This window comes from Janthinobacterium sp. NFX145 (genome assembly GCF_049810325.1).
Taxonomy (GTDB): domain Bacteria; phylum Pseudomonadota; class Gammaproteobacteria; order Burkholderiales; family Burkholderiaceae_D; genus Janthinobacterium; species Janthinobacterium rivuli.
Genome location: NZ_CP187360.1, coordinates 2,284,475 through 2,306,677, shown reverse-complemented (window position 1 = coordinate 2,306,677; position 22,203 = coordinate 2,284,475). Strand labels below are relative to the sequence as shown.

The window sequence follows — 22,203 nt, the reverse complement described above, 5'->3', positions numbered from 1 at the left end:
AGCCCTGTCATGCGTGCGGGAAAAAATGGATGCCGAGTTAGATCAGCTTATCCTCAACGGCGCCCCTGGCGGCGTTGTCATCACGAACGAAGAGCATGCCGTCGTGCGCTGGACGGCCGGGGCGCAGCGCATTTTCGGCTATGCCAGCGACGAAGCGCTGGGCCACCAGTTGTGGGAACTGATCTCGCTGCCAGGACAGGCCGAGGCAGACCCGCTGATCGACGAGCAGCTGACTCTGCACGGCAGCTACGACCGCGAATCGCTGCGGCGACGCAAGGATGGTGAACTCATCTATGTCGACGTGGCATGCCAGGTCGCCCACGCGGCGCCGGACCGTCCCCGCTATCTGATTTCCACCATGAAGGACACGACCTTGCTGAAGGCGGCGCGCGACGCCCAGTTCGTCGACGTGCGCTATCGCGTGCTGTTCGAATCGACGCCGGACAGCGTCATCATGGTCAATGCCACGGGCGCCATCGTGCTGGCCAACCAGCAGGCGCAGCGCCTGTTCGGCTACGCGGAGGGCGAATTGAGCGGCAGGCAAATCGATAGCCTGCTGCCGCAACGCCTGCGCCATTCGCATGTGGCGCACCGCTCGCGCTATTTCGACCAGCCGCGCACGCGCACCATGGGCGCCGACCTGGAATTGCTGGGCTTGCGCAAGGACAACGTCGAGTTCCCCGTCGAAATCAGCCTGTCGCCGATCCAGACGGAGATCGGCACCTTCGTCATCAGCGCCATCCGCGACGTCAGCGACCGCCGCCGGGCCGAGCAGAAGTTCCGCGGCCTGCTCGAATCGGCGCCGGACGCCATCGTCATCGTCAACGGCGATGGCGAGATCGTGCTCGTCAATTCGCAGACGGAACGCCTGTTCGGCTACTCGCGCGCGGAGTTGCTAGGGCGCAATGTGGAAGTGCTGATCCCGGCCCGCTATGCACACGACCATCCGCACCACCGCCAGTCCTTTTCCGCGGCGCCGCGCGCCCGCTCCATGGGCGCGGGCCTGGAACTGTACGGTTTGCGCCGCGATGGCACCGAGTTTCCCGTCGAAATCAGCCTGTCGCCGCTGGAAACGGACGAAGGCGTGCTGGTCTCGTCTGCCATCCGCGACATCACGGAACGCAAGCGCATCGAGCGCACGCTCAACGAACAGAAAATCGAACTCGAGCGGGCCAGCCAGGCGAAGGACCGCTTTCTCACCAGCATGTCGCATGAACTGCGCACGCCGCTGAACGCCATCCTCGGCTTTGCCCAGCTGCTGGCCAACGAAGCCCTGCCCGCGACCGTGCAGCAAAAGCGCGCCTTCGTGCAAAACATCGTCACCTCGGGCCGCCACCTGCTTACTCTGATCAATGAAATCCTCGACCTGGCAAAAATCGAATCGGGCAGCCTGAGCCTGTCGATGGAAGCGGTGACGCTGCCCGCGCTGATCGAGGAAGTGCGCGTGATGGTGGAAGAGCAGGCGCAGCAGCGCCAGATCCTCCTCGTCTTTCCCGCCTGCGAGCCGCTGACGCTCAGGGCCGACCATACGCGCCTCAAGCAAGTGCTGCTGAACCTGCTATCAAACGCCATCAAGTACAACCGCCCTGCCGGCAAGGTGGAACTGGAAATTTCGCAGCCCGGGCCGCAACGCGTGCGCATCGCCATCCGCGACACGGGCAAGGGATTGGACGAGGAGCAACTGGCGGAACTGTTCCAGCCGTTTAACCGCCTGGGACAGGAGGCGGGCAGCGAGGAAGGCACGGGCATCGGCCTGGTCGTCACCCAGCGCCTGGTCGAGCTGATGGGCGGCAATATGGGCGTGCACAGCTGCGTCGGCGTGGGCAGCGTGTTCTGGATCGAACTCGATACGATGGCCGCGCCGCCCGCCGGGCAGACGGAAGCGGAATACCTGCCCGAGCCCGCCGGCGACGCTGGGGACGAGGACGGCGGGCAGGCACTGCTGCTGTACGTGGAAGACAATCCGGCCAGCCTGCGGCTGGTGGAAGACATCGTCAGCTTCCTGCCCCACCTGCGCATGATCTCGGCCACCGACGCCCGCCAGGGCATCGCGCTGGCGCTGGAGCGCCGCCCCGATGTCATCCTGATGGACATCAACTTGCCCGGCATGAATGGCAACCAGGCGCAGCGCATCCTGCGCAACGATGCGCGCACCGCGCACATCCCCGTCATCGCCCTGACGGCCAATGCCATGAAGGGCGATATCCGGCATGGCCTGGCCGCGGGCTTTTTCCGCTACCTGACCAAGCCCGTCGAGATCACCCTGCTCAACGCGGCCATCGAGGAAGCGCTGCAACTGGCGCGCGCCGTCCTGCCGTTCAAGCCGGAGGAGTAAAAGCCAGCTTTTTCATGGCAGAGTCGAGTCCTTTCGCGCTGCGCGCATAGCCATCCCACGGTGTGTTGCCAACATCGAGACGGCTGTGGACATTGCCCACATTCCACTGGTCGCCCGCCGTCAGTTCGTCGAGCTCTTCCCAGGCCAGCGGGACGGAAATGCCCAGCCCCGAACGCGTGCGGGCCGACCACGCGCACACGGTGGTGGCGCCCCGGCCATTGCGCAAATAATCGATGAAAATCTTGCCGACGCGGTTGCTCGGCCCGCTTTTCAAAACGAAGCGCTGCGGAATGAGCTGCGCCATGTGCGCCACGATGGCTTGCGAAAACGCTTTCACCGTATCCCAATCGTGCTTGGGGCGGATCGGCACGACCACGTGCAAGCCCTTGCCGCCGCTGGTTTTCAGCCAGGCGGGCAAGCCCAGCTCCGTCAGAAAGGCGCGCAGCAGCACGGCCGCCTCGCGGATGGCGGGCCAGGCCACGCCCTTGCCCGGATCCAGGTCGAACACCAGGCGGTTCGGCGTGTCGTAGGCGCGGGCCAGCGCGTTTTGCGTGTGAAATTCCACCACATTCCACTGCGCCGCCGACAGCAGCCCCTGCTGGCTGGCCACTTCCAGCATGGGCGGGTGTTCCGGGTCCAGTCGTGCATCGAGCTGTCTGACGCCGGGCATGGTCGACGTATCGGCATGCTTCTGGAAAAACAGCTCGCCACCGACGCCGGCCGGCGCGCGCACCAGCGACACGGGCCGCCCACGCAAATGCACGAGCATCAGCTTGCCCACCAGCGCGTAATAGCACACCAGGTCGATCTTCCTTGCGCCGCTGTCCTTGTCGATCACCCGGTCCGCATGGCTGACCTTGAAACTGGCCGGCAAGACGCTGTCCGGCATGGATTTGCTCTCCATGGTCTTCTCCCTGTCGATGTGCCGCGCCCGCTCGCGCACGATGGCGGCCGGCTGTTTATCCTCGCGCAAGCCGTGAAATACTGCATGGCGCACGGCTCCGCCACTGGTCCATTGCGCAAAACTCACTTCGGCCACCAGTTGCGGCCGGACCCAGATGGGCTGGCGCACGCCGCCCGCCTTACCGACGAATGCACTTGTTTCAATGGCCAACGCGTCGAGGCGGCGCCGCAAGTCGCGCAAGGCCGCATCGTCAAAGCCGCTGCCCACATTGCCCGCATAGCGCAGCTTGCCCTGCGCATCATGCACGCCCAGCAACAGCGAACCGATCCCTTCGCGCGCGCCCTGCGGCGCCGTATAGCCGCCGATGACGAATTCCTGGCGCAAGCCGCATTTAAGCTTGATCCAGTCGCCCGAGCGGCGCGTGACGTAGGGTGAACCGCGCCGCTTGCCGATCACCCCCTCCAGTCCCAGCCGGCAGGCGTGGGCCAGCAGCCGCTGCGGTGCGGCGTCGAGCGCGTCGCTGAAGCGCACCAGGGGCGACGCGGGCAAGCTCTGCAGCAACTGTTGCAGCAGCGCCCTGCGCGCCTCGACAGGCTGGCCCCGCAGATCGTGGCCATCGAAATACGGCACGTCAAACAGGTAATACACGATCTCGCTGCTCGTTTCCGCATCGAACGCGCGCTGCAAGGCGCCGAAATCCGGGTGGCCGCCGGCGTCGTTGACGACGATTTCACCGTCATACCAGCCTGGCGGCAAGCCCAGCTTTTCCAGCGCCCGCCGCAGCTTCGGCAGCTTCGCCGTCCAGTCGTTGCCATTGCGCGTCATCAAGCTGACCTGCTCGCCATCGCAACGCGCGAGGATGCGGTAACCGTCGAATTTCACCTCGAAAATCCAGTCTTGCGCATCCGGCGGCGGTGCATCGACGAGGGTGGCCAGCTGGGGCGACAGGGCGGCGGGCAAATCGGCATCGGGCGGCGCGGCGGCCACCTTGCGCTTGGGCATGGCCTTGTGCTTGACGCTGTCGGGCAATTCGTCCACGACAGAAAACTCCGCTGCCGGACGGGCATCGTCGTCTTTTTCCTTGATCAGCAGCCAGGCCGGCTGCTTTTCGCTGCGTTTGTCGCCCTTACCCTTCATGCGCACCAGCACCCAGTTGCCATGCATCTTGTGGCCATGCAAGGTGAATTTCAGTTCGCCGGCCGCCAGCGCCTTGCGCGCATCGGGCGTGGCCGGCTGGGGCTGCCACGTTCCTTTATCCCAGATGATGACCTTGCCCGCGCCATACTGTTTTTCGGGGATGGTGCCTTCAAAGCTCGCATATGCAATGGGATGGTCTTCCACCTGCACGGCCATGCGCTTGTCGCGCGGGTCGTAGCTGGGCCCTTTCGGCACGGCCCAGCTTTTCATCGTGCCATCGAGTTCCAGGCGAAAATCATAGTGCAGACGGCTGGCCCAGTGCTTCTGGATGACGAAGGTGAGCGCCTCGCCCGCTTCCTCGCCGCCATCCGCAGGCTCGGGCGTGACGGCGAAATTGCGCTTGGCTTGATAGGTTTTCAAGGCGGCTTTCATGGCGGACCCATGCGGTAACGATGGCCTTGAGTCTAGGCCGCTGCGGTCCCTGGCGCGGTACGCCAGCTAACAGAGTGCCTGCCCCGGCAAATGTAAGTGTTTGTAATTAGATCGAATCGCTGTCAACGCTATTGCCGTACGGCGCGTTTTTGCCTCAGTGACAGGGGAAATACATCTCCTGAACTACAACCCCACTTCTCGAGGAACTGCATCATGAAAAAACGCATTGTCAACCTGACTGCTACTCTGATCGCCGGCTTGTTCGCTACCGCAGCCTTTGCTCAAACGCCAGCCGCGCCTGTCAAGGCCGAAGCCAAGCACACCAAGGAAGTGGCCAAAGCGGAAGCCAAGGAAACCAAGGCCGTAGTCAAAGCCGACGCCAAGGAAGCCGCCGTCGTCGCCGATGCGAAAGCCGATGTCGCCAGCGCCAAGGCCGACGCCAAAGTCACCAAAGCCAAAGCCCATCACAAGGCCAGCAAAGCAAAGGCAAAAGCCGCCGAAGACAAGGCTGAAGCGACCCCAGCAGCAGCCAAATAATCCCCCAGCGCGTTTTTTGCGCCACACAAAAAAGACAGCTTCGGCTGTCTTTTTTGCATTTTCACGCTTTCTTCTTTCATTAACGTCGCTTAAATCATCTGATTGTAAGAAAGTGTAAACAAGGTCAACCGTAACCTTCCGGGCCGCGTTTTCTGCTCAGTGACACGGGAATCATCCCGGCACCAACAGACATACCAGACAAACCACCACTGAGGACTGCACCATGAAAAAAGTAATCGCTACCCTGATCGCCGGCCTGTTCGCAACTGCAGCCTTCGCCCAAACCCCGGCAGCACCTGCGGCCGCTCCGGCAGCTTCGGTACCCGCCAAAGTGGAAGCGGCCCACACCAAGGCCGTCGTGAAAGCGGACGCCAAAGAAGCGCAAGCCGTCGTCAAAGCCGATGCCAAAGAAGCGAAAGCCGTTGTTGCCGCCAAAACGGACGTCGCCAGCGCCAAAGCGGAAGCGGCCACCACAAAAGCCAAGGCCCATCACAAAGCCAAGCACACCAAGGCCAAGGCCGATGCAAAACTGGCCTCGGCCACCGCTGCAGCATCTACACCTGCTCCAGCACCGGTAGCGGCACCAGCAGCAGCCAAGTAATCCCCCACAGCATCCCTTACCACTCGCCAGGAACTACAATGAAAAAAGTTATCGCCACCCTCATCGCCGGCCTGTTCGCTACCGCTGCCTTCGCTCAAACCCCTGCGACTCCGGCAGCATCGGCTCCTGCCAAAGCGGAAGCGGCCCACACGAAAGCCGTGGCCAAGGCGGAAGCGAAGGAAACCAAGGCTGTCGTGAAAGCCGACGCGAAAGAAGCAGTCGCCGCCGCCGATGCGAAAGCCGATGTCGCCAGCGCCAAGGCCGACGCCAAAGCCACCAAGGCCAAAGCACATCACAAGGCAAGCAAGGCCAAGGTGAAAGCGGATGCAGCCAAAGCAGACGCGGCAGTTGCTGCCACGCCGGCAAAGTAAGCCCGAACGACGTCACGCCAGCGCGTCCGCCGGGTCTGCGCTAGCGTGACCACGTTGAGTACCAGGGACAGCTTCGGCTGTCCTTTTTGCATGGTGCTCTTCCACCGCGCCTTCATGCAAACTTCATCGAACAGGCCAGCTTGCACGCGACAAAACGATGCACATGAGGGACACTGGCACTCCGACCATCGCCGCGAAGCCTATCCCATGCGCCACCTGCCCTTGCTCCTGATTACCGCCCTGTGCCTGCCTTGCGCGGCCAGTGCCCAAGACACCCCCGCCACCATCGCGCAAGTCCTGCAAGCCCAGGATGGCGACAGCCATGGCGACTTGCGCGCCGTCGTCGTGCTGCGCGATGGCGCCGTCGTCGCCGAGCGCTATTACAACGGCGAGACGGCCGATACCCTGCACGACATCCGCTCGGCCGGCAAGAGCATCACAGCCCTGCTGGTGGGCGCGGCCGTGGCGCGCGGCCAGCTGGCGACGACAAAGACGGTGGGAGATTACTGGCCCGAAGTCGCCGGCAGCCCTGCAGGCAAAGTGGTCCTCGACGACTTGCTGACCATGCGTTCGGGCCTGGCCGCCTTCGATGAGGACGAGCAGTCGCCGGGCAATGAAGACAAGCTCGATGAAGCGTCCGACCCCGCCGCCTTCGTGCGCGGCGTGCCGGCTGCAACAAAGCCGGGCAGCATCTACCGCTACAACTCGCTGGGGTCGTACATCGCCGGACGCGTGGTGGAAAACGCCAGCGGCGCCGACCTGGAAGATGTCGCCGCCAAGGTGCTGTTCGCGCCACTGGGCATCACGCGCTGGAGCTGGGGCCGCGACGTGGCCAACCATCCGAAGGGACAGGGCAATCTGTCGCTGCGCGCGCGCGACACGGCGAAAATCGGCCAGATGGTGCTTGACGACGGCGTAGTTGACGGCAAGAGGGTGATCGACAGTGCCTGGATCAAGGCCGCGCTGGCGCCGCGCGTGGCCATCGGCGCCGTCGACCGCTATGCCGACAGCTACGGCTATTTCTGGTATGCGAAGACGCAGGACATCGCAGGACAAAAGATCGCCGTGCATTTCGCCTCGGGCAATGGCGGCAACAAGATCTACGTGATACCCGCGCGCCGCCTGGTCGTGAGCATCGCCTCCAGAGCGTATGGCAAGCCTTATGGACAGCGCCGTTCGGAAGACATCCTGAAGGCGATTCTGAAAGCGGATGCCACGCAGATGTAAGCGTTTGTAATGGCCGTCAACGCATGCGTCCCGGGGCGCGTTTTATGCTCAGTGATACGGGAATCATCCCGGCACCAACAGACATACCAGACAAACCACCACTGAGGACTGCACCATGAAAAAAGTAATTGCTACCCTGATCGCCGGCCTGTTCGCAACCGCAGCCTTCGCCCAAACCCCGGCAGCACCTGCGGCAGCTTCGGTACCCGCCAAAGTGGAAGCGGCCCACACCAAGGCCGTCGTGAAAGCGGACGCCAAGGAAGCGCAAGCCGTCGTCAAAGCGGATGCCAAAGAAGCGAAAGCAGTCGTCGCCGCGAAAACGGAAGTCGCCAGCGCCAAAGCGGAAGCGGCCACCACAAAAGCCAAGGCACATCACAAGGCCAAGAAAACCAAGGCCAAGGCTGACGAAAAGCTGGCATCGGCCACCGCTGAAGCCGCACCTGCAGCAGCCAAGTAATTCACTCTCATTGCGTCAACCCGAAAAAACACCAAGGATATCATCATGAAAAAAGTCATCGCCACCCTGATCGCCAGCCTGTTCGCCACCGCCGCTTTCGCCCAGACGCCAGCCGTCGCGCCAGTCGCTCCAGTGGCACCGATTCCTGTCGTCGCCCCTGTCGTCAAGGCCGAAGCGCCAGCGGCAGCAGTCAAGCCGGCGGCGCACAAGAAAGCCAAGCATCACAAGGCGAAGAAAGCCGCTCCTGCAGAAAAAGCCGCACCGGCCACACCTGCAGAACCAGCAACGCCAGCCAAGTAATCACGGCGGCATACATGAAAAAGACAGGGTTTTCCCTGTCTTTTTTTTCGTCCGTGTTCGCTTATTTTGGCATCAGCACCGAGTCGATGACATTGATCACGCCATTCGACTGGTACACGTCATAGGTGCTGATGTTGGCGCTGTTGCCGCCCTCGTCCATTACCACGATGTTGTGCATGCCGTTCATGGCGAACATCAGCTTGCCGCCGCTGGCCGTGGGCAAGGTGGCTTTACCATCGTGCATCTTGATTTCCCTGGCCAGCGCCTTGAAGTCGTATTTGCCGGGCACCACGTGGTAGGTAAGGATTTTCGTCAGGGTCGCCTTGCTTTCCGGCTTGACCAGGGTCTCGACGGTGCCGGCCGGCAGCTTGCCGAAGGCCGCATTCGTCGGCGCGAACACGGTAAAGGGGCCCTTGCCTTTCAGGGTATCGACCAGGCCGGCCGCCTTGACGGCGGCGACCAGTGTCGTGTGGTCGGCCGAATTGACGGCGTTATCGACGATGTCCTTGGACGGATACATGCTCTGGCCACCGACCATGGTCGCCATGTCGGCGGCAAACGGGGCGCTGGCGGCCAGCATGGATGTGATGAACAGTGCTGCGGGAACGAAGGTGCGCATGATGGTATCTCCTGGATGACGGCGTTTGCGTGATTGCAGGAGTATTTACGCAGCCGGTCCGCAAACGGATTCAACTCGCTGAAAACAAAAAAACGGCGCCGTGCAAAGCACGACGCCGTTTTCGACAGGCTTATCGCCGAAGGCAGGAAACTAGTTGGCCGCGACCTGCGGCTCCGTTTCGCCCCAGCCGCCGCCCAGGGCGCGAATCAGCGCCACCGTGGTGACGGCGCGGTTGCCGCGCAGCTGCACGGCATTACGCTCGATGGCCGCCAGGTTGCGCTGCGCGTCGAGCAGGTCCAGATAGCTGGAACGGCCCGCATCGTACAGCTTTTGCGCCAGGTCGGCCGAGCGGCGCGCCGAGACGACGGCTTCGTCGATCTGCTGCGTCTGGCCAGACAGGATGCGCAAGCCGGCCAGGTTGTCTTCCACCTCGGCGAAGGCCACCAGCACGCTCTGGCGATACGTCGCCACCGATTCTTCCAGCTGCGCTTCGCTGCGGCTCACGGCTGCCTTGTTGCGGCCACCGTCGATGATCGGCATCGACATCAAAGCGCCCAGCAGCCAGGAGCGGCTGCTCCATTTGAAGATGTCCGAGAAGGTATCGGATGCGCCGCCGCCGGAAGCGTTCAGGCTTAAGGCAGGGAACATGGCCGATTTCGCCACGCCGATGCGCGCATTCGACGCTTCCATGGTGCGCTGCGCCGACGCGATGTCGGGACGGCGCTCCAGCAGGGACGACGGCATGCCGGCCGGGATCACGGGCAGGAAACCGCTATCCTGCAGCGGGTTGACGGTCGCCGTGAAGCTGGCGGCCGGTTTGCCCAGCAGAACAGCCAGCGCATGCTCGCTGGTGGCGCGCTGGCGCTGCAGGCCGATGGCTTCGGCGCGCGTGGTCGACAGCTCCGTGCGGGCACGGGACAGGTCGAACTCGCCGATGTCGCCCAGGTCATAGCGGCGCTGGTTCACATGCACGCTTTCCTCGCGCAGGCGCACCGTCTGTTCCAGTGTCGCCAGTTCGGCATCCGTGGCGCGCAGCTGGAAGTACGTTTGCGCCACGTCGGCCTGCAAGGACAGCAGCACCGAGCGGTAAGTCGCTTCCACGGCCAGCGCATCGCTGCGCGAGGCGCTGACGTTGGACGCCACCCTGCCGAACAGGTCGACTTCGTAGCTGGCCGTCAGGTTGGCCTGGTAGACATTCGTGGCCGCCACCGGCGCGCCGTTCGGCAAGCCGAGCGACACGGCGGAAGCGCGGTTGCGCTGGCCGCCCACGTTCACGCCCACTTGCGGAATGCGGTCCGCTTCGGCGATGCCGGCAATCGCCCTCGCCTGCTTGACGCGGGCGGCGGCGACGGCCAGGTTGGCATTGGCTTGCGTGGCTTCGTTGATCAGGGTAGTCAAGGCCGGATCACTGAAGGCCAGCCACCACTCGCCGCGCGCCTGGCGCTCGGCTGGCACACCCTGTTTCCAGCGCGTGCCATCGGCCGCCGTCTGCACGGCGGGCAAGGTTTGCGCTTCCTTGAACGCGGCCGGCGTCTCGATCTGCGGCTGCTTGAACTCCGGCGCCGCGCAGGCGGCCAGCAGGACTGCGGCGGCCATGGCGCTCAAGACGGGCTTGACGCGCCAGATGATTTCCTTGGTTTTCAATATATATCTCCTTCCAGATCCAGCGCTGGCGCGGCGACAGGCTTGGCGGCAGCGGCGGCTGGTTTTTTCTCAAAACGCTGCGCCAGGGTGCGCAACAGTACGTAGAACACGGGCGTCAGGAACAGGCCGAAGAAAGTCACGCCCAGCATGCCGGCGAAGACCGCCACGCCCATGGCATGGCGCATTTCCGAACCGGCGCCGTTCGAGAACACCAGGGGCACCACGCCCATGATGAAGGCGATCGACGTCATCAAAATCGGACGCAGACGCAGACGGCACGCTTCCAGCGCCGCTTGCACGACGGTGCGGCCATGCTCTTCCAGTTCGCGGGCAAATTCCACGATCAGAATCGCATTCTTCGACGCCAGCCCCACCAGCACGAACAGCGCGATCTGGGTAAACACGTTGTTGTCGCCGCCCGTCAGTTTCACGCCCAACAGAGCACACAGGATCGACATCGGTACGATCAGGATCACGGCCAGCGGCAATGTCCAGCTTTCGTACTGGGCGGCCAGCACCAGGAATACCAGCAGCACGCACAGCGGGAAGACGTAGATCATCGTATTGCCGGACAAGATGTCCTGGTAGGTCAGTTCCGTCCATTCATACGAAATCCCCTGCGGCAGCACTTCCTTGGCGATGCGTTCCAGCGCGGCTTGCGCCTGGCCGCTCGATACGCCAGGGGCTGCGCCGCCATTGAAGTCGGCTGCGGCATACGCGTTGTAGCGCTGCACGCGGTCCGGACCATAGCTGTCCTTGACGCGCATCAGGGACGACAAAGGAATCATCTCGCCCTTGTCATTGCGTACCTTCAGTTGCGCGATATCCTGCGCATGCGAACGGAACGCCGCATCGGCCTGCACGCGCACCTGGTAGGTACGGCCAAACTGATTGAAGTCGTTGACGTACAGCGAACCGAGGTTGATCTGCAAGGTCTGGTAAATCGTTTGCAGCTGCACGCCCATCTGCTTGGCTTTCACGCGGTCGACGTCGGCGAACAGCTGCGGCACGTTGATCTGGTAGCCCGAGAACACGCCCGCCAGTTCCGGTGTCTGGTACGCTTTCGCGGCCAGTGCCTGGGTGGCGTTGTACAGCGCGTCGTAACCGAGATTGCCGCGGTCTTCGATCATCATCTTGAAGCCGCCGATGGTGCCGAGGCCGTTGACCGGCGGTGGCGGGAAGACCATGATGAAGGCGTCCTGAATACCGCCCAGGCGCTTGTTGATCTCGGCCGCGATGGCGCCGCCCGACAATTCCTTGCTGGTGCGTTCGTCGAACGGTTTCAGGGTGGCGAAGACGATACCGGCGTTTGGCGCATTGGTAAAGTCGTTGATCGACAGGCCGGGGAAGGCGATGGTCGATTCGACGCCAGGCACCGACTTGATCACGCCGGACATGCGGCGCACGACATCTTCCGTGCGGTCCAGCGAAGCGGCGTCAGGCAATTGCGCAAAGCCCACCAGGTATTGCTTGTCCTGCGCTGGCACGAAACCGGCCGGCACGGACTTGAAGGTGAAGATGGCGGCAACGACCAGCAGCGCATACACGCCCAGCGAGGCGCTCTTGCGGCCCAATACGCCTTTTACGCCAGCTTCATAGCGGTGCGAAGCGCGGCCGAAGAAGCGGTTGAACCAGGCAAAGAAGCGGCCGAAGACCATGTCCATGCCGCGCGTCAGTGCGTCTTTCGGCGCGTCGTGCGGTTTGAGCAGCGCGGCCGACAGGGCTGGCGCCAGGGTCAGCGAGCTGAAAGCCGAAATCACCGTCGAAATGGCGATGGTCAGCGCGAACTGGCGATAGAACTCGCCCGACAAACCTGGCACGAAGGCGATCGGCACGAACACGGCGCACAGCACCAGGGCGATGGCGACGATAGGACCGCTGACCTCTTTCATGGCCTGGATGGTGGCGTCGCGCGGCGACAAGCCTTCCTCGATATTGCGCTCGACGTTTTCCACCACCACGATGGCGTCATCGACGACGATACCGATGGCCAGCACGAGGCCGAACAGCGACAGCGTGTTGATCGAGAAGCCAAAGCCCAGCATCACGGCAAAAGTGCCGACGATGGAGACGGGAACGGCCAGCAGCGGGATGATCGATGCGCGCCAGGTTTGCAGGAAGATGATCACCACCAGCACCACCAGGGCGATGGCTTCGAGCAGGGTATGGATCACGGCTTCGATGGACGAGCGCACGAACTGCGTCGGGTCGTACTCGATGCGGTATTCCACGCCTTGCGGGAAGTCTTTTTTCAGTTCGTCCATCTTGGAGCGCACGTCGGAAGACAGTTGCAGCGCGTTGGCGTTCGGCGCTTCGAAAATACCCATGCCGACGGCCGGATTATTGTTCAGCAGCGAACGCAGCGAGTAGCTGTTGGCGCCCATTTCCACGCGCGCCACGTCTTTGAGGTGCGTCACGGCGCCGTCGGCATTCGTGCGCACGATGATGGCGCCAAATTCCTCGGGCGTCTGCAGACGGCCCTGGGTATTGACGGTCAGCTGGAAGTCCGAGTTCTTCGCTGGCGAGGCGCCGATCACGCCGGCGGCCACCTGCACGTTCTGCTCGCGAATCGCGTCGACGACGTCATTGGCCGTCATGCCGCGCGCCGCCACCTTTTGCGGATCGAGCCAGATGCGCATGGCGTAGTCGCCGGCACCGAAGATCTGGATGTCGCCCATGCCGGGCAAGCGGGCCAGCTGGTCCTTGACGTTCAGCACCGCGTAGTTACGCAGGTACATATCGTCATAGCGCTTGTTGGGCGAAACCAGGTGCACCACCATGGTCAGATTCGGCGACGATTTGACCGTCGTCACGCCGATCTGGCGCACTTCCTCGGGCAGGCGCGGCAAGGCGCGCTGCACGCGGTTCTGCACCTGCGTTTCGGCCTGCTCGACGTTGGTGCCGATCTTGAAGGTCACGGTCAGCATCATCGCGCCATCGGACGTGTTTTGCGAGGACATGTAGAGCATGTTCTCGACACCGTTGATCTGCTCTTCGAGCGGCGCGGCCACGGTTTCGGCGATCACTTTCGGGTTGGCGCCCGGGTATTGCGCGCGCACCACCACGGATGGCGGCACGACGTCGGGATATTCGGAGATGGGCAGGCCGAAAATCGACAGCAGCCCGGCCACGAATATGACGATCGACAGCACCGCCGCGAAAATCGGCTTGTCGATGAAAAAGCGGGAAAAGTTCATGTTTATTCCTTGGAAGTCGATGCTGCTTTCGCGGCGATCTTGGCATCTTTTGCTTCAGGTTTCGCGGGGGCGGCAGGCGCGGTCGGATCGAAATCCATGGCCACCATCTGCGGCGTCACCGGGGCGCCAGGGCGCACGCGCTGCAAGCCGTTGACGACGATTTTCTCGCCCGCTTTCAAGCCTTCGCGCACCACGCGCAAGCCGTCCGAGGTCGGGCCCAGCTTGACGGCGCGGTATTCGGCCTTGTTGTCGGCGCCCACCACGTAGACGTATTTGCGGCTTTGATCCGTGCCGACGGCGCGGTCGCTGATCAGCAGCGCCGTGCTTTGCGCCTGCGGGCCGTTGCCGCCGTCAAGCTGGATGCGCGCGAACAGGCCAGGCACCAGCTGGCGCTCGGCGTTGGCGAAGGTGGCGCGCATGCGCACGCTGCCCGTGGCCGGGTCGAGCTGGTTGTCGACGAATTCGAGCTTGCCTTCATGCGGGAAACCCGTTTCGTTGGCCAGGCCGACCTTGACGGTGACGGGCGTGCCCTTTTGCGCCGTGCCGGCCACGCGCAGATACGTATCTTCATCGCCGTCGAAGCTGGCGTAGATGCGGTCCGTCGACACCACCGAGGTCAAAATGGCGGAAGCGTCGATCAGGTTGCCGACGGTGATTTCCGCCTTGCTGACGCGGCCGCTGATCGGCGCCTGCACCTGCGTGTACGACAGGTTCAGCCTGGCCGCTTCATACGCGGCTTGCGCCGAGCGTGCATTCGCGTCCAGCTCTTTCAAGCCCGACGCCTTTTCGTCGAATTCGCGCTGGGCGATGGCTTTTTCGGCCAGCAGCTTTTCAGCGCGCGACAGTTCCAGCTTGGCCAGTTCCGCCTTGGCGCGGGCCGAGGCAGCCGTGCCTTCGGCGCGCGACACTTCAGCCTGGAATGGGCGTGGATCGATGACGAACAGCACGTCGCCCTTTTTCACTTCGCTGCCCGGCTTGAAGTTGACGGCCGTGATGAAGCCGCCGACTCGCGAGCGGATTTCCACGCGCTCGATCGCTTCCAGACGGCCCGAGAATTCCTGCGTTTCCGTGATCTGTTTTTCAACGACGGCGGCGGCCGAGATGGGCGGGCCGCCGGCCGCTGGCGCGTCGGGCACCTTGCTATTGGCCGAATCGCAGCCAGCCAGGCTCACGGCCACCAGTCCGGCCAGCGCGAGCGAGGCAGCCAGGGGCTTCAGCAGAGTGGAAAATTGTTGAACGTTTTTCATTTTATTTCCCTGTTTTATGAAAATTTCTAATGGTATGGGCGGCAGGAAGCAACCCAACTGAAAAAGTGAATGGTGGTGCCATGGCGCCCGACGGCGCTCGATCAAAGGTAAACAGGCCGCCAGCTGCTTAAAAGCGGACGGGGACGACGAAGCTGGCTGTGCGAGCGCACAACTCAGGCAAGATGGGAACTACACTGCATAGTGTAGCAACCGAAACTCAAAAAGTAAACTGATTAGTGTAAGTTTTTTTGCAGTGCCGCAGATGGCGGCGTCATGACTCGGGCTCCTGCCCCAGTCCAGCGACAAAGCTGGCGATTTCACTCAATACCTGCACCTTGCAGGCGCACTCATTGCGGGCGGTAGCGTCTTGCAGCGGCGCGGCGGCCATGCGCCGCACGGTGGTCTTGATGCCGCAAGCGATCAGTTTGCTGCCGTATTGTTCAGCCTCGTCGCGCAATGGGTCGTCTTCGCTGGACAGGATGAGCGCCGGCGGCAGGTTCTTCAGGCGGCTCGACTGCAATGGCGACGCGTACGGATGGGTACGGTCAGCGGCATTCGGCAGGTAGCCGCGGTAGGCGGCGGCGCACTGGTCCGCCACTTCCGCCAGGTCAGGACAGGTCGGCAAGTTGCGCATCGAGCAGGTCGACAGGCCGGGGTCGAGCATGGGCATGATCAGCACCTGGCCCGCGAGGGGCGGTCCGCCCCGGTCGCGCGACATCATGGCGCACACGGCGGCCAGGTTGGCGCCCGCTTCGATGCCCGACACCACCATCTGCTTGCCCGTCCAGCCCAGCTTGGACTTGTTCTTTTTTGCCCACAGCAGCACGGCATGCGCGTCTTCCACGGCGGCGGGGAATGGCCGCACCTTCGCCAAGGTGTAGTTCGCGGCCAGCACCACGTGGTCGGGGTTGCTCAGCACGAGGCAGCGCAGGAAGTCGTCCGCGTCGTCCAGGTCGCCGGCGACAAAGCCGCCGCCATGGAAGAAGACGATCAGGCTCGACTGCCTGGCGCCCGGCACGCCGGCCGTGTAGACGCGAGCGCCGAGCGCATCCTGCGCGCCCTGCACCTGGATGTCGCGTATCTTCAGCGCCTGGCCAGGTGCCAGTTCGGCCGCGGTGTCGGCAACGCTCATTGCGCCACCACCGGCTGCACCGCAACATCGAGTACCGTGTCGTTCAGGCACAACAGGGCGGCGCCGCCCACTTCATGGGTCAGGGCGCTATACCCGCTGGCTTCGCTTTGCGCCGCCATCGAGTATGCATCCGTCGATACCATCGCGGCCAGAGCGAGCGCAACCGCAACCAAGGCGGGTACTGCAAAGTGTCCATTCCGATGACCCATGATATTTCTCCTGTTGTACTGCCTGCGGCATCACATTTATGCTGCAGTACAACAACTATAGACTTGATCTACAATCTGATAAAGAGTGCAATGACGAATTGATTGTTCAGGATTCTGAATAATCACGAATAAAGTGATAGGAATTCAAGTGAACAAGCTGCAAGCCATGGAAGTTTTCATCCAAGTCGTCGATGCGGGCGGCTTTACGCGCGCGGCGGAAAACATGCAGCTGCCGAAAGCGACCGTATCGACCCTGATCCAGTCGCTGGAAGCGAGCCTGTCGGTCAAGTTGCTCAACCGCACCACGCGCCACGTCAGCATCACGTCCGACGGCGCCGCCTATTACGAACGCTGCGTGCGCATCCTGTCGGACGTGCGCGAGGCCGAGGAATCGCTGTCGCGCACGCGATTGAGCCCCAGCGGACGCCTGCGCGTGGATGCGCCCACGGCCCTGGCCAGCGAACTGATCATCCCTGCCCTGCCCGATTTTTTTGCCCGCTACCCGGATATCTCGCTGGAACTCGGTTGCAGCGACCGCCCCGTCGACCTGATCGAGGAAGGCGTCGACTGCGCCGTGCGCGGCGGCGAATTGGGCGACCTGAACCTGATCGCGCGCCGGGTCGGTGTGCTGCATTTCATGACCTGCGCCTCGCCCGGCTACCTGGCGCACCACGGCACGCCGCTGCATCCGGACGACCTGTCCCGCCACCGGGGCGTGAATTTTTTCTCCGCCAAGACCGGCAAAACGTTTGACTGGGATTTCACGCGCGCCGGCGAACGCATCCAGGTTGCCATGCCCAGCCATATCGCCCTGAACGATTCGAACGCCTACACGGCCGCCGGCCTGGCGGGCCTGGGCATCGTGCAAATGACGCATTTCATGCTTGCGCCGCTGATAGAACAGGGCAAAATGGTGGAATTGCTTGGCGAATGGGAATCCGACCCGCTGCCCATCCACGTGATCTATCCGCCGAACCGCCATCTGTCCGCCAAGGTGCGCGTGTTTGTCGAATGGGTCGCCGATATGTTTACCAACCATCCGGCCACGCAGCTCAAAGGCAAGAGCAGTCCCGCGAGCGCGCGCGCCACCCTGACCGAGGCCCAGCCATGACAGCAGCAAGCACATCGCCCCACCGCATCGTCTTCCTCGACCGCGACAGCCTGATCGCCACCGTGCGCCCGCCCGCCTTCGCGCACAGCTGGGAAGAGCATGCGCACACCAAGGGCAGCGAACAGACGGTGTCCCGCCTGCAAGGCGCCAGCATCGCCATCACGAACAAGGTGCCGCTGCGCGCGGCCGAGCTGGCGCAATTGCCGGACCTCAAAATGATCGCCGTGGCCGCCACCGGCACGGATATCATCGACCTGGCCGCCTGCCGCGAGCAGGGCATCGTCGTGGCGAATATCCGCGACTATGCGCGCGCCACCGTGCCCGAACACACCCTGGCCCTGATGCTGGCCCTGCGCCGCCAGCTGGTGGCCTACCGCTTTGATGTGGAAGCGGGCCTGTGGCAGGCATCGGACCGCTTCTGCCTGTTCGGCCACCCGATCCGCGACCTGGCCGGCAGCCGTTTGGGTTTGCTCGGCTACGGCGCGCTGGGCAAGTCCGTGGCACAGCTGGGACGCGCCTTCGGCATGCAAGTCATCGTACATAACCGCTCGCCCATCGAGGAGGATGGCGTGACGCAAGTGAGTTTTGACGAATTGCTGGCCACGTCCGACGTGCTCAGCCTGCACCTGCCCTTGACGGACACCACGCGCAACATCATCGGAGAAAAAGAGCTGGCGCGCATGCAGCCGACGTCGCTGTTGATCAACACGGCGCGGGGCGGCCTCGTCGATGAAGCGGCGCTGGCCGATGCATTGAAAAACGGCGTGATCGCCGGCGCCGGTTTCGACGTGTTATCAAAAGAGCCGCCGCTGCCCGACAACCCGCTGTTGAATTTGCGCCTGCCCAACTTCATCCTCACGCCGCACACGGCCTGGGCCAGCGGCGAGGCCATGCAAAAGCTGGCGGACATCCTGATCGGCAACGTGGAAGCATTCGAGCGCGGTGCGCCAACGAACGTGGTGGCATGAGCGTATTGCAGGAACTCGATGAACTGCTGTGCGGCGACGACGAGGACTACGACCGCCTCGACCTGTTTCAGGAAGCAGACGAGCTGATCGGGCAGTTGCGGACGGACGACGTGCCCGCGCTGCTGCAACTGTGGCAGCAGCGCGGCCTGAGCTGGCAGCAACGGTTCACGCAAGCGAGCACCAGCATCGACGGCGCCGTGCTGCGCGCCTTGCTGGCCGGTTTGCTGCAGATCAAGGAGACGCCGTACGGTGTGTTCGAACTGATGTCGCGCCTGCCGCCCGTGGCCGACACCTCTGCGCTCAGCGACGCGCTGCTCGATTACGCCGGGCAAGCCTGGCATGCGGACCCGGCGCGGCAGCGCCAAATCCAGATGAGCTGCTGGAGCTGTGGGCTGTCGGGCCGATTATTGAAACGGCTCAGTTTGGCGTCCTGGAAGGAAGCCGGCCTGTAACAGCCGGCAAAGCCCCTTAAAACCGCAGGGTCAATGTCGCGCCGACCAGCCGCGGCGGCCCCACCTCGGCCAGCGGCGTGACGCCCTGCTGGGTAATGGCGCTGGAATAGAACTTGTTCCCGGCATTTTTCACCCACAGGTAGGCATCCCATTTTTCCGCTTCCACGCCCATTTTCAGATTCAGCAGGGCATAACCATCCTGCTTGAGGGTGTTCGCGGCATCGAAGTAATGCTTGCCCGTGTACTGCAGGTCGGCGCGCGTAAACAGGCTCAGGTTCCCGCCCAGCGGACGGCGGTTCTGCAGCGACAGGTTGCCGCTGAATGTGGGCGCGAACGGGAAGTGCCGGCCCGCGTAATCCGTACTCTGGTCGTACTGGTACTCGATGAATTCGGTGCGCGTGTAGCCGGCGCCCGCGCCGACCAGCCAGCCTGGCGCCGGGCTCATTCTCAGTTCCGCCTCCGCGCCCGTGCTGCGCCCCTTGCCCGCATTGTCCGTCACGATATTGAAGGCGCGCGCGCTGGGGATGACGCGCTGCACCTGCTGGTTGCTCAAGTCGATGCGGAACACGGCCACGCTGAAGTCGGCGCGCCGCTCCCAGAACGTGCCCTTGTAGCCCGCTTCATAGCTGGTGCTCTGTTCGGACTGGAACGAGGGTTTGTCGCGGTCCAGGTAAATCGTGTCATAGCCGCCGGCCCGGTAGCCGCGCGCCACGCTGGCATACCACAAGGCGCCCGGCGCGGGCGCATACGACACGCTGCCCTTCGGCAGCCATTGGTGGAAGGACATCTGTTCCTTGACGGGGTAAGCCACGCCCATCGTCTCGCGCTGCGACCAGGCGTCGATCTTGCGCGTTTCGTCGTCCATGCGCAAGCCCCCCGTCACGCTCAGCGCCGGCGTCAGCTGGTAGCTGGCCTGGCCGAACAGCGCGTAGCCGGAGCCGTCCTTGTGATAGCGCAGACGGTCGAAATACGGGCCGCCCATCACGGCGCCGGTGTAGTCGACCTCGCCGAGCGAGCCCGATTCAGCGCGCGTATCGTAGGCGTACAGGCCAGCGAGCCACGCCAGCGGACCCGGCCCCTTGGACGCCAGGCGCACTTCCTGGGTCAGCTGGGTCTGGTTTTCGCGGGCATTGCTCTTGTAGAAGCCGTAGGAAGAGCTTTGCTGGTGGATGCCGTTGACGGAGCGCCAGTCGCGCCAGCCCGTCACCGACGTCAGGTCGACGCTGTCGCCCGACCATTTCAGCTGCACCGAGGTGCCGGCCGATTCGCGCCGGTCGACGCCGCCCAGCACCGTTTGCGTCGTGTAGCGGTCGCGCCGCATCTCGTCCAGAGGGCCATAGGTATATGAACCGCCGTTGAAATGTTCGGCGTCGACGATCCAGTTGAGTTCCAGCTTGCTGTTCGGCACCCAGCACAATTTGGTGCGCAGCGTATAGTCTTCGTGTGTATTGAGCTTGTTGCCCGTCAACCCGCTGCGCACATAGCCGTCGGCGTGGCTGCCGCCCAGCGCCAGGCTCCAGAACAGCTCATCCTTGATCAGCGGCGTGGCCGCCATCGCCTTCAGGCTGGCCGCGCCGCGGTCGTCGAACTGCAGCGCCACCTTGCCTTCGCTGGCATTGCCCGGCTTGCGCGTGACGACATTGATCACCCCGCCCAGCGAATTGCCGCCATACAGCACGCCCTGTGGGCCGCGCAAGACCTCGATGCGTTCGATATCGAGGAAATCGAGGTCGAACATGCCATTGCCCAGATAATTCACGCCATCGACATAAAAGCCCACCGTCGGCTCGGTAAACAGGCCGGGACCGATGCCGCGGATGAAGATATTCGTGTCGCGCCGTCCGCCCCAGGAAAAGATATGCAAGTTGGGTACGCTGCGCGACAGTTCCGTCACCGATGCCGTTTCGGCGTCCGCCAGTTCCTCGCCCGTCTTCGCCGAGATGCTCATCGGCACCTCGGCCAGCCTGGCGCTGCGCTTTTCAGCCATCACCTCGATGACCGGCATGGTGGTGCTGCGCTGCTGCTGCTGCGCCGCCGCCGGCAAGGCGGCAGCCAGCACATGGGCGGCGGCCAGCGCGCACGCGCAGCGGTGCAGCCGCGGCCGCGCGCATGCCGGCTGGTGATCGATACGCTTGTGGTAAATCTTCATGGTTGTGTGCACTCCCTGTAGCGAGCGGTCCGTGCCGCCCCTGATTGATGATAATAAGAATCATTAGCATCATCACCGGAAGCGCCGCGCGGCACTCCCCGAAACGGTGGCGCGGCCCCCCGCATCGGCAGCATTGCTTCCGGAATGCCTTGCGAAACGGATTACATTAAAAATTTCACAAGCGAAGCCCATGCTCTGATAATATAAATGAGAATCATTTAGATTTACACCATTGCGTATATATTCAGGGAGTCAGGCACCATGGGGCAGAAACAGTTGACGGATGACACACTTCACATCACCACCCGGTACGTCGAGCTGCAACCGGGACTCATCGTGAGCCTCACCAGCGCCAACGAGCAGGCCAATATCGCCACCAAAGTCTCCTATCAGCATGACAGCGCCTACATCCACTTCAATTGCCTGCTGCGCGGGCGCTTCGAGGCGACGGTCAGGGACCGCGACATCGCCCTCGCCCCTGGCGACCTGAACGTCGGCTATGCGCAGCACGAGCATTTCAGCGCGGAACACAGCGGCGACCTGTCAACCATCGAGCTGATGGTCGATTCCGGACTGCTGAACGAGTTGGCGGGCGAAGATTGCCAGCTGCTCAAGGGGCACGCCCCCGATGCCTTTTTTACGCGCACCTGCCGCGCCGGCAGCCGGGTCAAGGCGGCGGCGGCGCAATTGCTGCATCACCTCAGCCAGACGCCCTGCCCCCAGTTGCTGCTGCACTCGGCCACCCTGGACTTCCTGCACTGGCATCTGGACGCCTTCAAGGGCGAATGCTGCGAGCAACAGATCGGCCTGCGCGACCGCCGCAAGCTGCAGGAAGCGCGCGACTACCTGCTGCTGGATCTGAGCACGCCGCCGACCATCGCCGACATCGCCCGCAAGGTCGGCCTGAACCAGTGCAAGCTGAAACAGGGATTCAAGCAGGTATTTGACAGCAGCATCTACGCCTACTTCCAGGGCGAGCGCATGAAGCAGGCGCAATTGCTGCTGCAGCGCTACAACGTGACGGAAACGGCGATGATCCTCGGCTACAGCAATGTCAGCCATTTCAGCTCCGCCTTCCGCAAGCAGTTCGGCATGCTGCCCAGCAATGCGCGGCAACACCTGGCCGCATGCATCGCCGGGGCGCCCGCCTGATGCTGGACTAAGACAGGTGGCG

19 protein-coding genes are annotated in these 22,203 nt (G+C 63.2%); 11 read left to right on the top strand and 8 right to left on the bottom strand.

What is annotated here, in order from left to right:
* Positions 1–25: 25 nt before the first annotated feature.
* A complete protein-coding gene (locus ACPJXG_RS10280; RefSeq protein WP_425254158.1) occupies positions 26–2,335 on the top strand; it encodes a PAS domain S-box protein in 2,310 nt (769 codons plus the stop codon).
* Here the strand turns inward: ACPJXG_RS10280 and ligD are convergent.
* Complete coding sequence (gene ligD / locus ACPJXG_RS10275) at positions 2,319–4,808, bottom strand: DNA ligase D (RefSeq protein WP_425254157.1); 2,490 nt, start codon at positions 4,806–4,808, stop codon at positions 2,319–2,321. The two genes, ACPJXG_RS10280 and ligD, sit on opposite strands and share 17 nt — an antisense overlap.
* Before the next feature lie 213 nt (positions 4,809–5,021).
* On the opposite strand from ligD, the gene ACPJXG_RS10270 reads away from it, so the two are divergent.
* The 6 genes from ACPJXG_RS10270 to ACPJXG_RS10245 all read left to right on the top strand — a co-directional run bounded on the left by ACPJXG_RS10270 (position 5,022) and on the right by ACPJXG_RS10245 (position 8,301).
* A complete protein-coding gene (locus ACPJXG_RS10270) occupies positions 5,022–5,345 on the top strand; it encodes a hypothetical protein (protein WP_425254156.1) in 324 nt (107 codons plus the stop codon).
* Between the two features lie 223 nt (positions 5,346–5,568).
* The gene (locus tag ACPJXG_RS10265; RefSeq protein ID WP_425254155.1) at positions 5,569–5,946 is read left to right on the top strand and encodes a hypothetical protein; all 378 of its coding nucleotides are present in this window, start codon (positions 5,569–5,571) and stop codon (positions 5,944–5,946) included.
* A gap of 38 nt (positions 5,947–5,984) precedes the next feature.
* Positions 5,985–6,317 (top strand): hypothetical protein, encoded by a 333-nt coding sequence (locus ACPJXG_RS10260; RefSeq protein WP_425254154.1) that lies wholly within the window; start codon positions 5,985–5,987, stop codon positions 6,315–6,317.
* A gap of 207 nt (positions 6,318–6,524) precedes the next feature.
* On the top strand, positions 6,525–7,544 hold the full coding sequence (locus tag ACPJXG_RS10255; RefSeq protein WP_425254153.1) for a serine hydrolase domain-containing protein: 1,020 nt from the start codon (positions 6,525–6,527) through the stop codon (positions 7,542–7,544).
* A gap of 115 nt (positions 7,545–7,659) precedes the next feature.
* Entirely contained in the window at positions 7,660–8,001 is a 342-nt protein-coding gene (locus tag ACPJXG_RS10250) for a hypothetical protein (protein ID WP_035820017.1), read from the top strand.
* Between the two features lie 45 nt (positions 8,002–8,046).
* Positions 8,047–8,301, top strand: a complete 255-nt coding sequence (locus tag ACPJXG_RS10245; RefSeq protein WP_219306890.1) for a hypothetical protein — start codon at positions 8,047–8,049, stop codon at positions 8,299–8,301.
* A 61-nt stretch (positions 8,302–8,362) separates the two neighbouring features.
* Here the strand turns inward: ACPJXG_RS10245 and ACPJXG_RS10240 are convergent, their stop codons facing one another.
* From ACPJXG_RS10240 to ACPJXG_RS10215, 6 genes are all read right to left on the bottom strand, one after another.
* A complete protein-coding gene (locus tag ACPJXG_RS10240) occupies positions 8,363–8,920 on the bottom strand; it encodes a fasciclin domain-containing protein (protein ID WP_219306891.1) in 558 nt (185 codons plus the stop codon).
* A 150-nt stretch (positions 8,921–9,070) separates the two neighbouring features.
* Positions 9,071–10,516 (bottom strand): efflux transporter outer membrane subunit, encoded by a 1,446-nt coding sequence (locus tag ACPJXG_RS10235; protein ID WP_425254732.1) that lies wholly within the window; start codon positions 10,514–10,516, stop codon positions 9,071–9,073.
* A gap of 44 nt (positions 10,517–10,560) precedes the next feature.
* The gene (locus ACPJXG_RS10230; protein ID WP_425254152.1) at positions 10,561–13,761 is read right to left on the bottom strand and encodes an efflux RND transporter permease subunit; all 3,201 of its coding nucleotides are present in this window, start codon (positions 13,759–13,761) and stop codon (positions 10,561–10,563) included.
* 2 nt (positions 13,762–13,763) lie between these two features.
* On the bottom strand, positions 13,764–15,008 hold the full coding sequence (locus ACPJXG_RS10225) for an efflux RND transporter periplasmic adaptor subunit (RefSeq protein WP_035820026.1): 1,245 nt from the start codon (positions 15,006–15,008) through the stop codon (positions 13,764–13,766).
* A 271-nt stretch (positions 15,009–15,279) separates the two neighbouring features.
* Positions 15,280–16,140 carry an alpha/beta hydrolase gene (locus ACPJXG_RS10220; protein ID WP_051958765.1) on the bottom strand — a complete coding sequence of 287 codons (861 nt, stop codon included), beginning with the start codon at positions 16,138–16,140 and terminating at the stop codon, positions 15,280–15,282.
* Positions 16,137–16,349, bottom strand: a complete 213-nt coding sequence (locus ACPJXG_RS10215; protein ID WP_425254151.1) for a hypothetical protein — start codon at positions 16,347–16,349, stop codon at positions 16,137–16,139. Before ACPJXG_RS10215 ends, ACPJXG_RS10220 begins: the two co-directional genes overlap by 4 nt.
* A gap of 148 nt (positions 16,350–16,497) precedes the next feature.
* Between ACPJXG_RS10215 and ACPJXG_RS10210 the strand changes: the two genes are divergently transcribed.
* Genes ACPJXG_RS10210 through ACPJXG_RS10200 form a run of 3 tightly spaced genes read left to right on the top strand, consistent with a single transcriptional unit; the run spans position 16,498 to position 18,880 of the window.
* Entirely contained in the window at positions 16,498–17,460 is a 963-nt protein-coding gene (locus ACPJXG_RS10210; RefSeq protein WP_425254150.1) for a LysR substrate-binding domain-containing protein, read from the top strand.
* Positions 17,457–18,428 carry a D-2-hydroxyacid dehydrogenase gene (locus ACPJXG_RS10205; RefSeq protein ID WP_425254149.1) on the top strand — a complete coding sequence of 324 codons (972 nt, stop codon included), beginning with the start codon at positions 17,457–17,459 and terminating at the stop codon, positions 18,426–18,428. Before ACPJXG_RS10210 ends, ACPJXG_RS10205 begins: the two co-directional genes overlap by 4 nt.
* Complete coding sequence (locus tag ACPJXG_RS10200; RefSeq protein ID WP_425254148.1) at positions 18,425–18,880, top strand: hypothetical protein; 456 nt, start codon at positions 18,425–18,427, stop codon at positions 18,878–18,880. Before ACPJXG_RS10205 ends, ACPJXG_RS10200 begins: the two co-directional genes overlap by 4 nt.
* A gap of 16 nt (positions 18,881–18,896) precedes the next feature.
* Here ACPJXG_RS10200 and ACPJXG_RS10195 read toward each other — a convergent pair whose 3' ends face one another.
* Positions 18,897–21,029, bottom strand: coding sequence for a TonB-dependent receptor (locus ACPJXG_RS10195; RefSeq protein WP_425254147.1), 2,133 nt, complete (start codon positions 21,027–21,029; stop codon positions 18,897–18,899).
* A 261-nt stretch (positions 21,030–21,290) separates the two neighbouring features.
* Between ACPJXG_RS10195 and ACPJXG_RS10190 the strand changes: the two genes are divergently transcribed.
* Positions 21,291–22,181, top strand: a complete 891-nt coding sequence (locus tag ACPJXG_RS10190; protein ID WP_402718721.1) for a helix-turn-helix transcriptional regulator — start codon at positions 21,291–21,293, stop codon at positions 22,179–22,181.
* The last annotated feature ends 22 nt before the right edge of the window (positions 22,182–22,203 follow it).

Excerpts from the sequence above, each read along its gene's own strand:
- ACPJXG_RS10220 (WP_051958765.1), bottom strand. The coding sequence starts at position 16,140 with ATGAGCGTTGCCGACACCGCGGCCGAACTGGCACCTGGCCAGGCGCTG.
- ACPJXG_RS10200 (WP_425254148.1), top strand. The coding sequence starts at position 18,425 with ATGAGCGTATTGCAGGAACTCGATGAACTGCTGTGCGGCGACGACGAG.
- ACPJXG_RS10245 (WP_219306890.1), top strand. The coding sequence starts at position 8,047 with ATGAAAAAAGTCATCGCCACCCTGATCGCCAGCCTGTTCGCCACCGCC.
- ACPJXG_RS10235 (WP_425254732.1), bottom strand. The coding sequence starts at position 10,516 with ATGGCCGCCGCAGTCCTGCTGGCCGCCTGCGCGGCGCCGGAGTTCAAG.
- ACPJXG_RS10195 (WP_425254147.1), bottom strand. The coding sequence starts at position 21,029 with ATGAAGATTTACCACAAGCGTATCGATCACCAGCCGGCATGCGCGCGG.
- ACPJXG_RS10240 (WP_219306891.1), bottom strand. The coding sequence starts at position 8,920 with ATGCGCACCTTCGTTCCCGCAGCACTGTTCATCACATCCATGCTGGCC.
- ACPJXG_RS10270 (WP_425254156.1), top strand. The coding sequence starts at position 5,022 with ATGAAAAAACGCATTGTCAACCTGACTGCTACTCTGATCGCCGGCTTG.
- ACPJXG_RS10250 (WP_035820017.1), top strand. The coding sequence starts at position 7,660 with ATGAAAAAAGTAATTGCTACCCTGATCGCCGGCCTGTTCGCAACCGCA.
- ACPJXG_RS10280 (WP_425254158.1), top strand. The coding sequence starts at position 26 with ATGGATGCCGAGTTAGATCAGCTTATCCTCAACGGCGCCCCTGGCGGC.
- ACPJXG_RS10260 (WP_425254154.1), top strand. The coding sequence starts at position 5,985 with ATGAAAAAAGTTATCGCCACCCTCATCGCCGGCCTGTTCGCTACCGCT.
- ACPJXG_RS10190 (WP_402718721.1), top strand. The coding sequence starts at position 21,291 with ATGGGGCAGAAACAGTTGACGGATGACACACTTCACATCACCACCCGG.
- ACPJXG_RS10205 (WP_425254149.1), top strand. The coding sequence starts at position 17,457 with ATGACAGCAGCAAGCACATCGCCCCACCGCATCGTCTTCCTCGACCGC.
- ACPJXG_RS10255 (WP_425254153.1), top strand. The coding sequence starts at position 6,525 with ATGCGCCACCTGCCCTTGCTCCTGATTACCGCCCTGTGCCTGCCTTGC.
- ligD (WP_425254157.1), bottom strand. The coding sequence starts at position 4,808 with ATGAAAGCCGCCTTGAAAACCTATCAAGCCAAGCGCAATTTCGCCGTC.
- ACPJXG_RS10265 (WP_425254155.1), top strand. The coding sequence starts at position 5,569 with ATGAAAAAAGTAATCGCTACCCTGATCGCCGGCCTGTTCGCAACTGCA.
- ACPJXG_RS10215 (WP_425254151.1), bottom strand. The coding sequence starts at position 16,349 with ATGGGTCATCGGAATGGACACTTTGCAGTACCCGCCTTGGTTGCGGTT.
- ACPJXG_RS10225 (WP_035820026.1), bottom strand. The coding sequence starts at position 15,008 with ATGAAAAACGTTCAACAATTTTCCACTCTGCTGAAGCCCCTGGCTGCC.
- ACPJXG_RS10230 (WP_425254152.1), bottom strand. The coding sequence starts at position 13,761 with ATGAACTTTTCCCGCTTTTTCATCGACAAGCCGATTTTCGCGGCGGTG.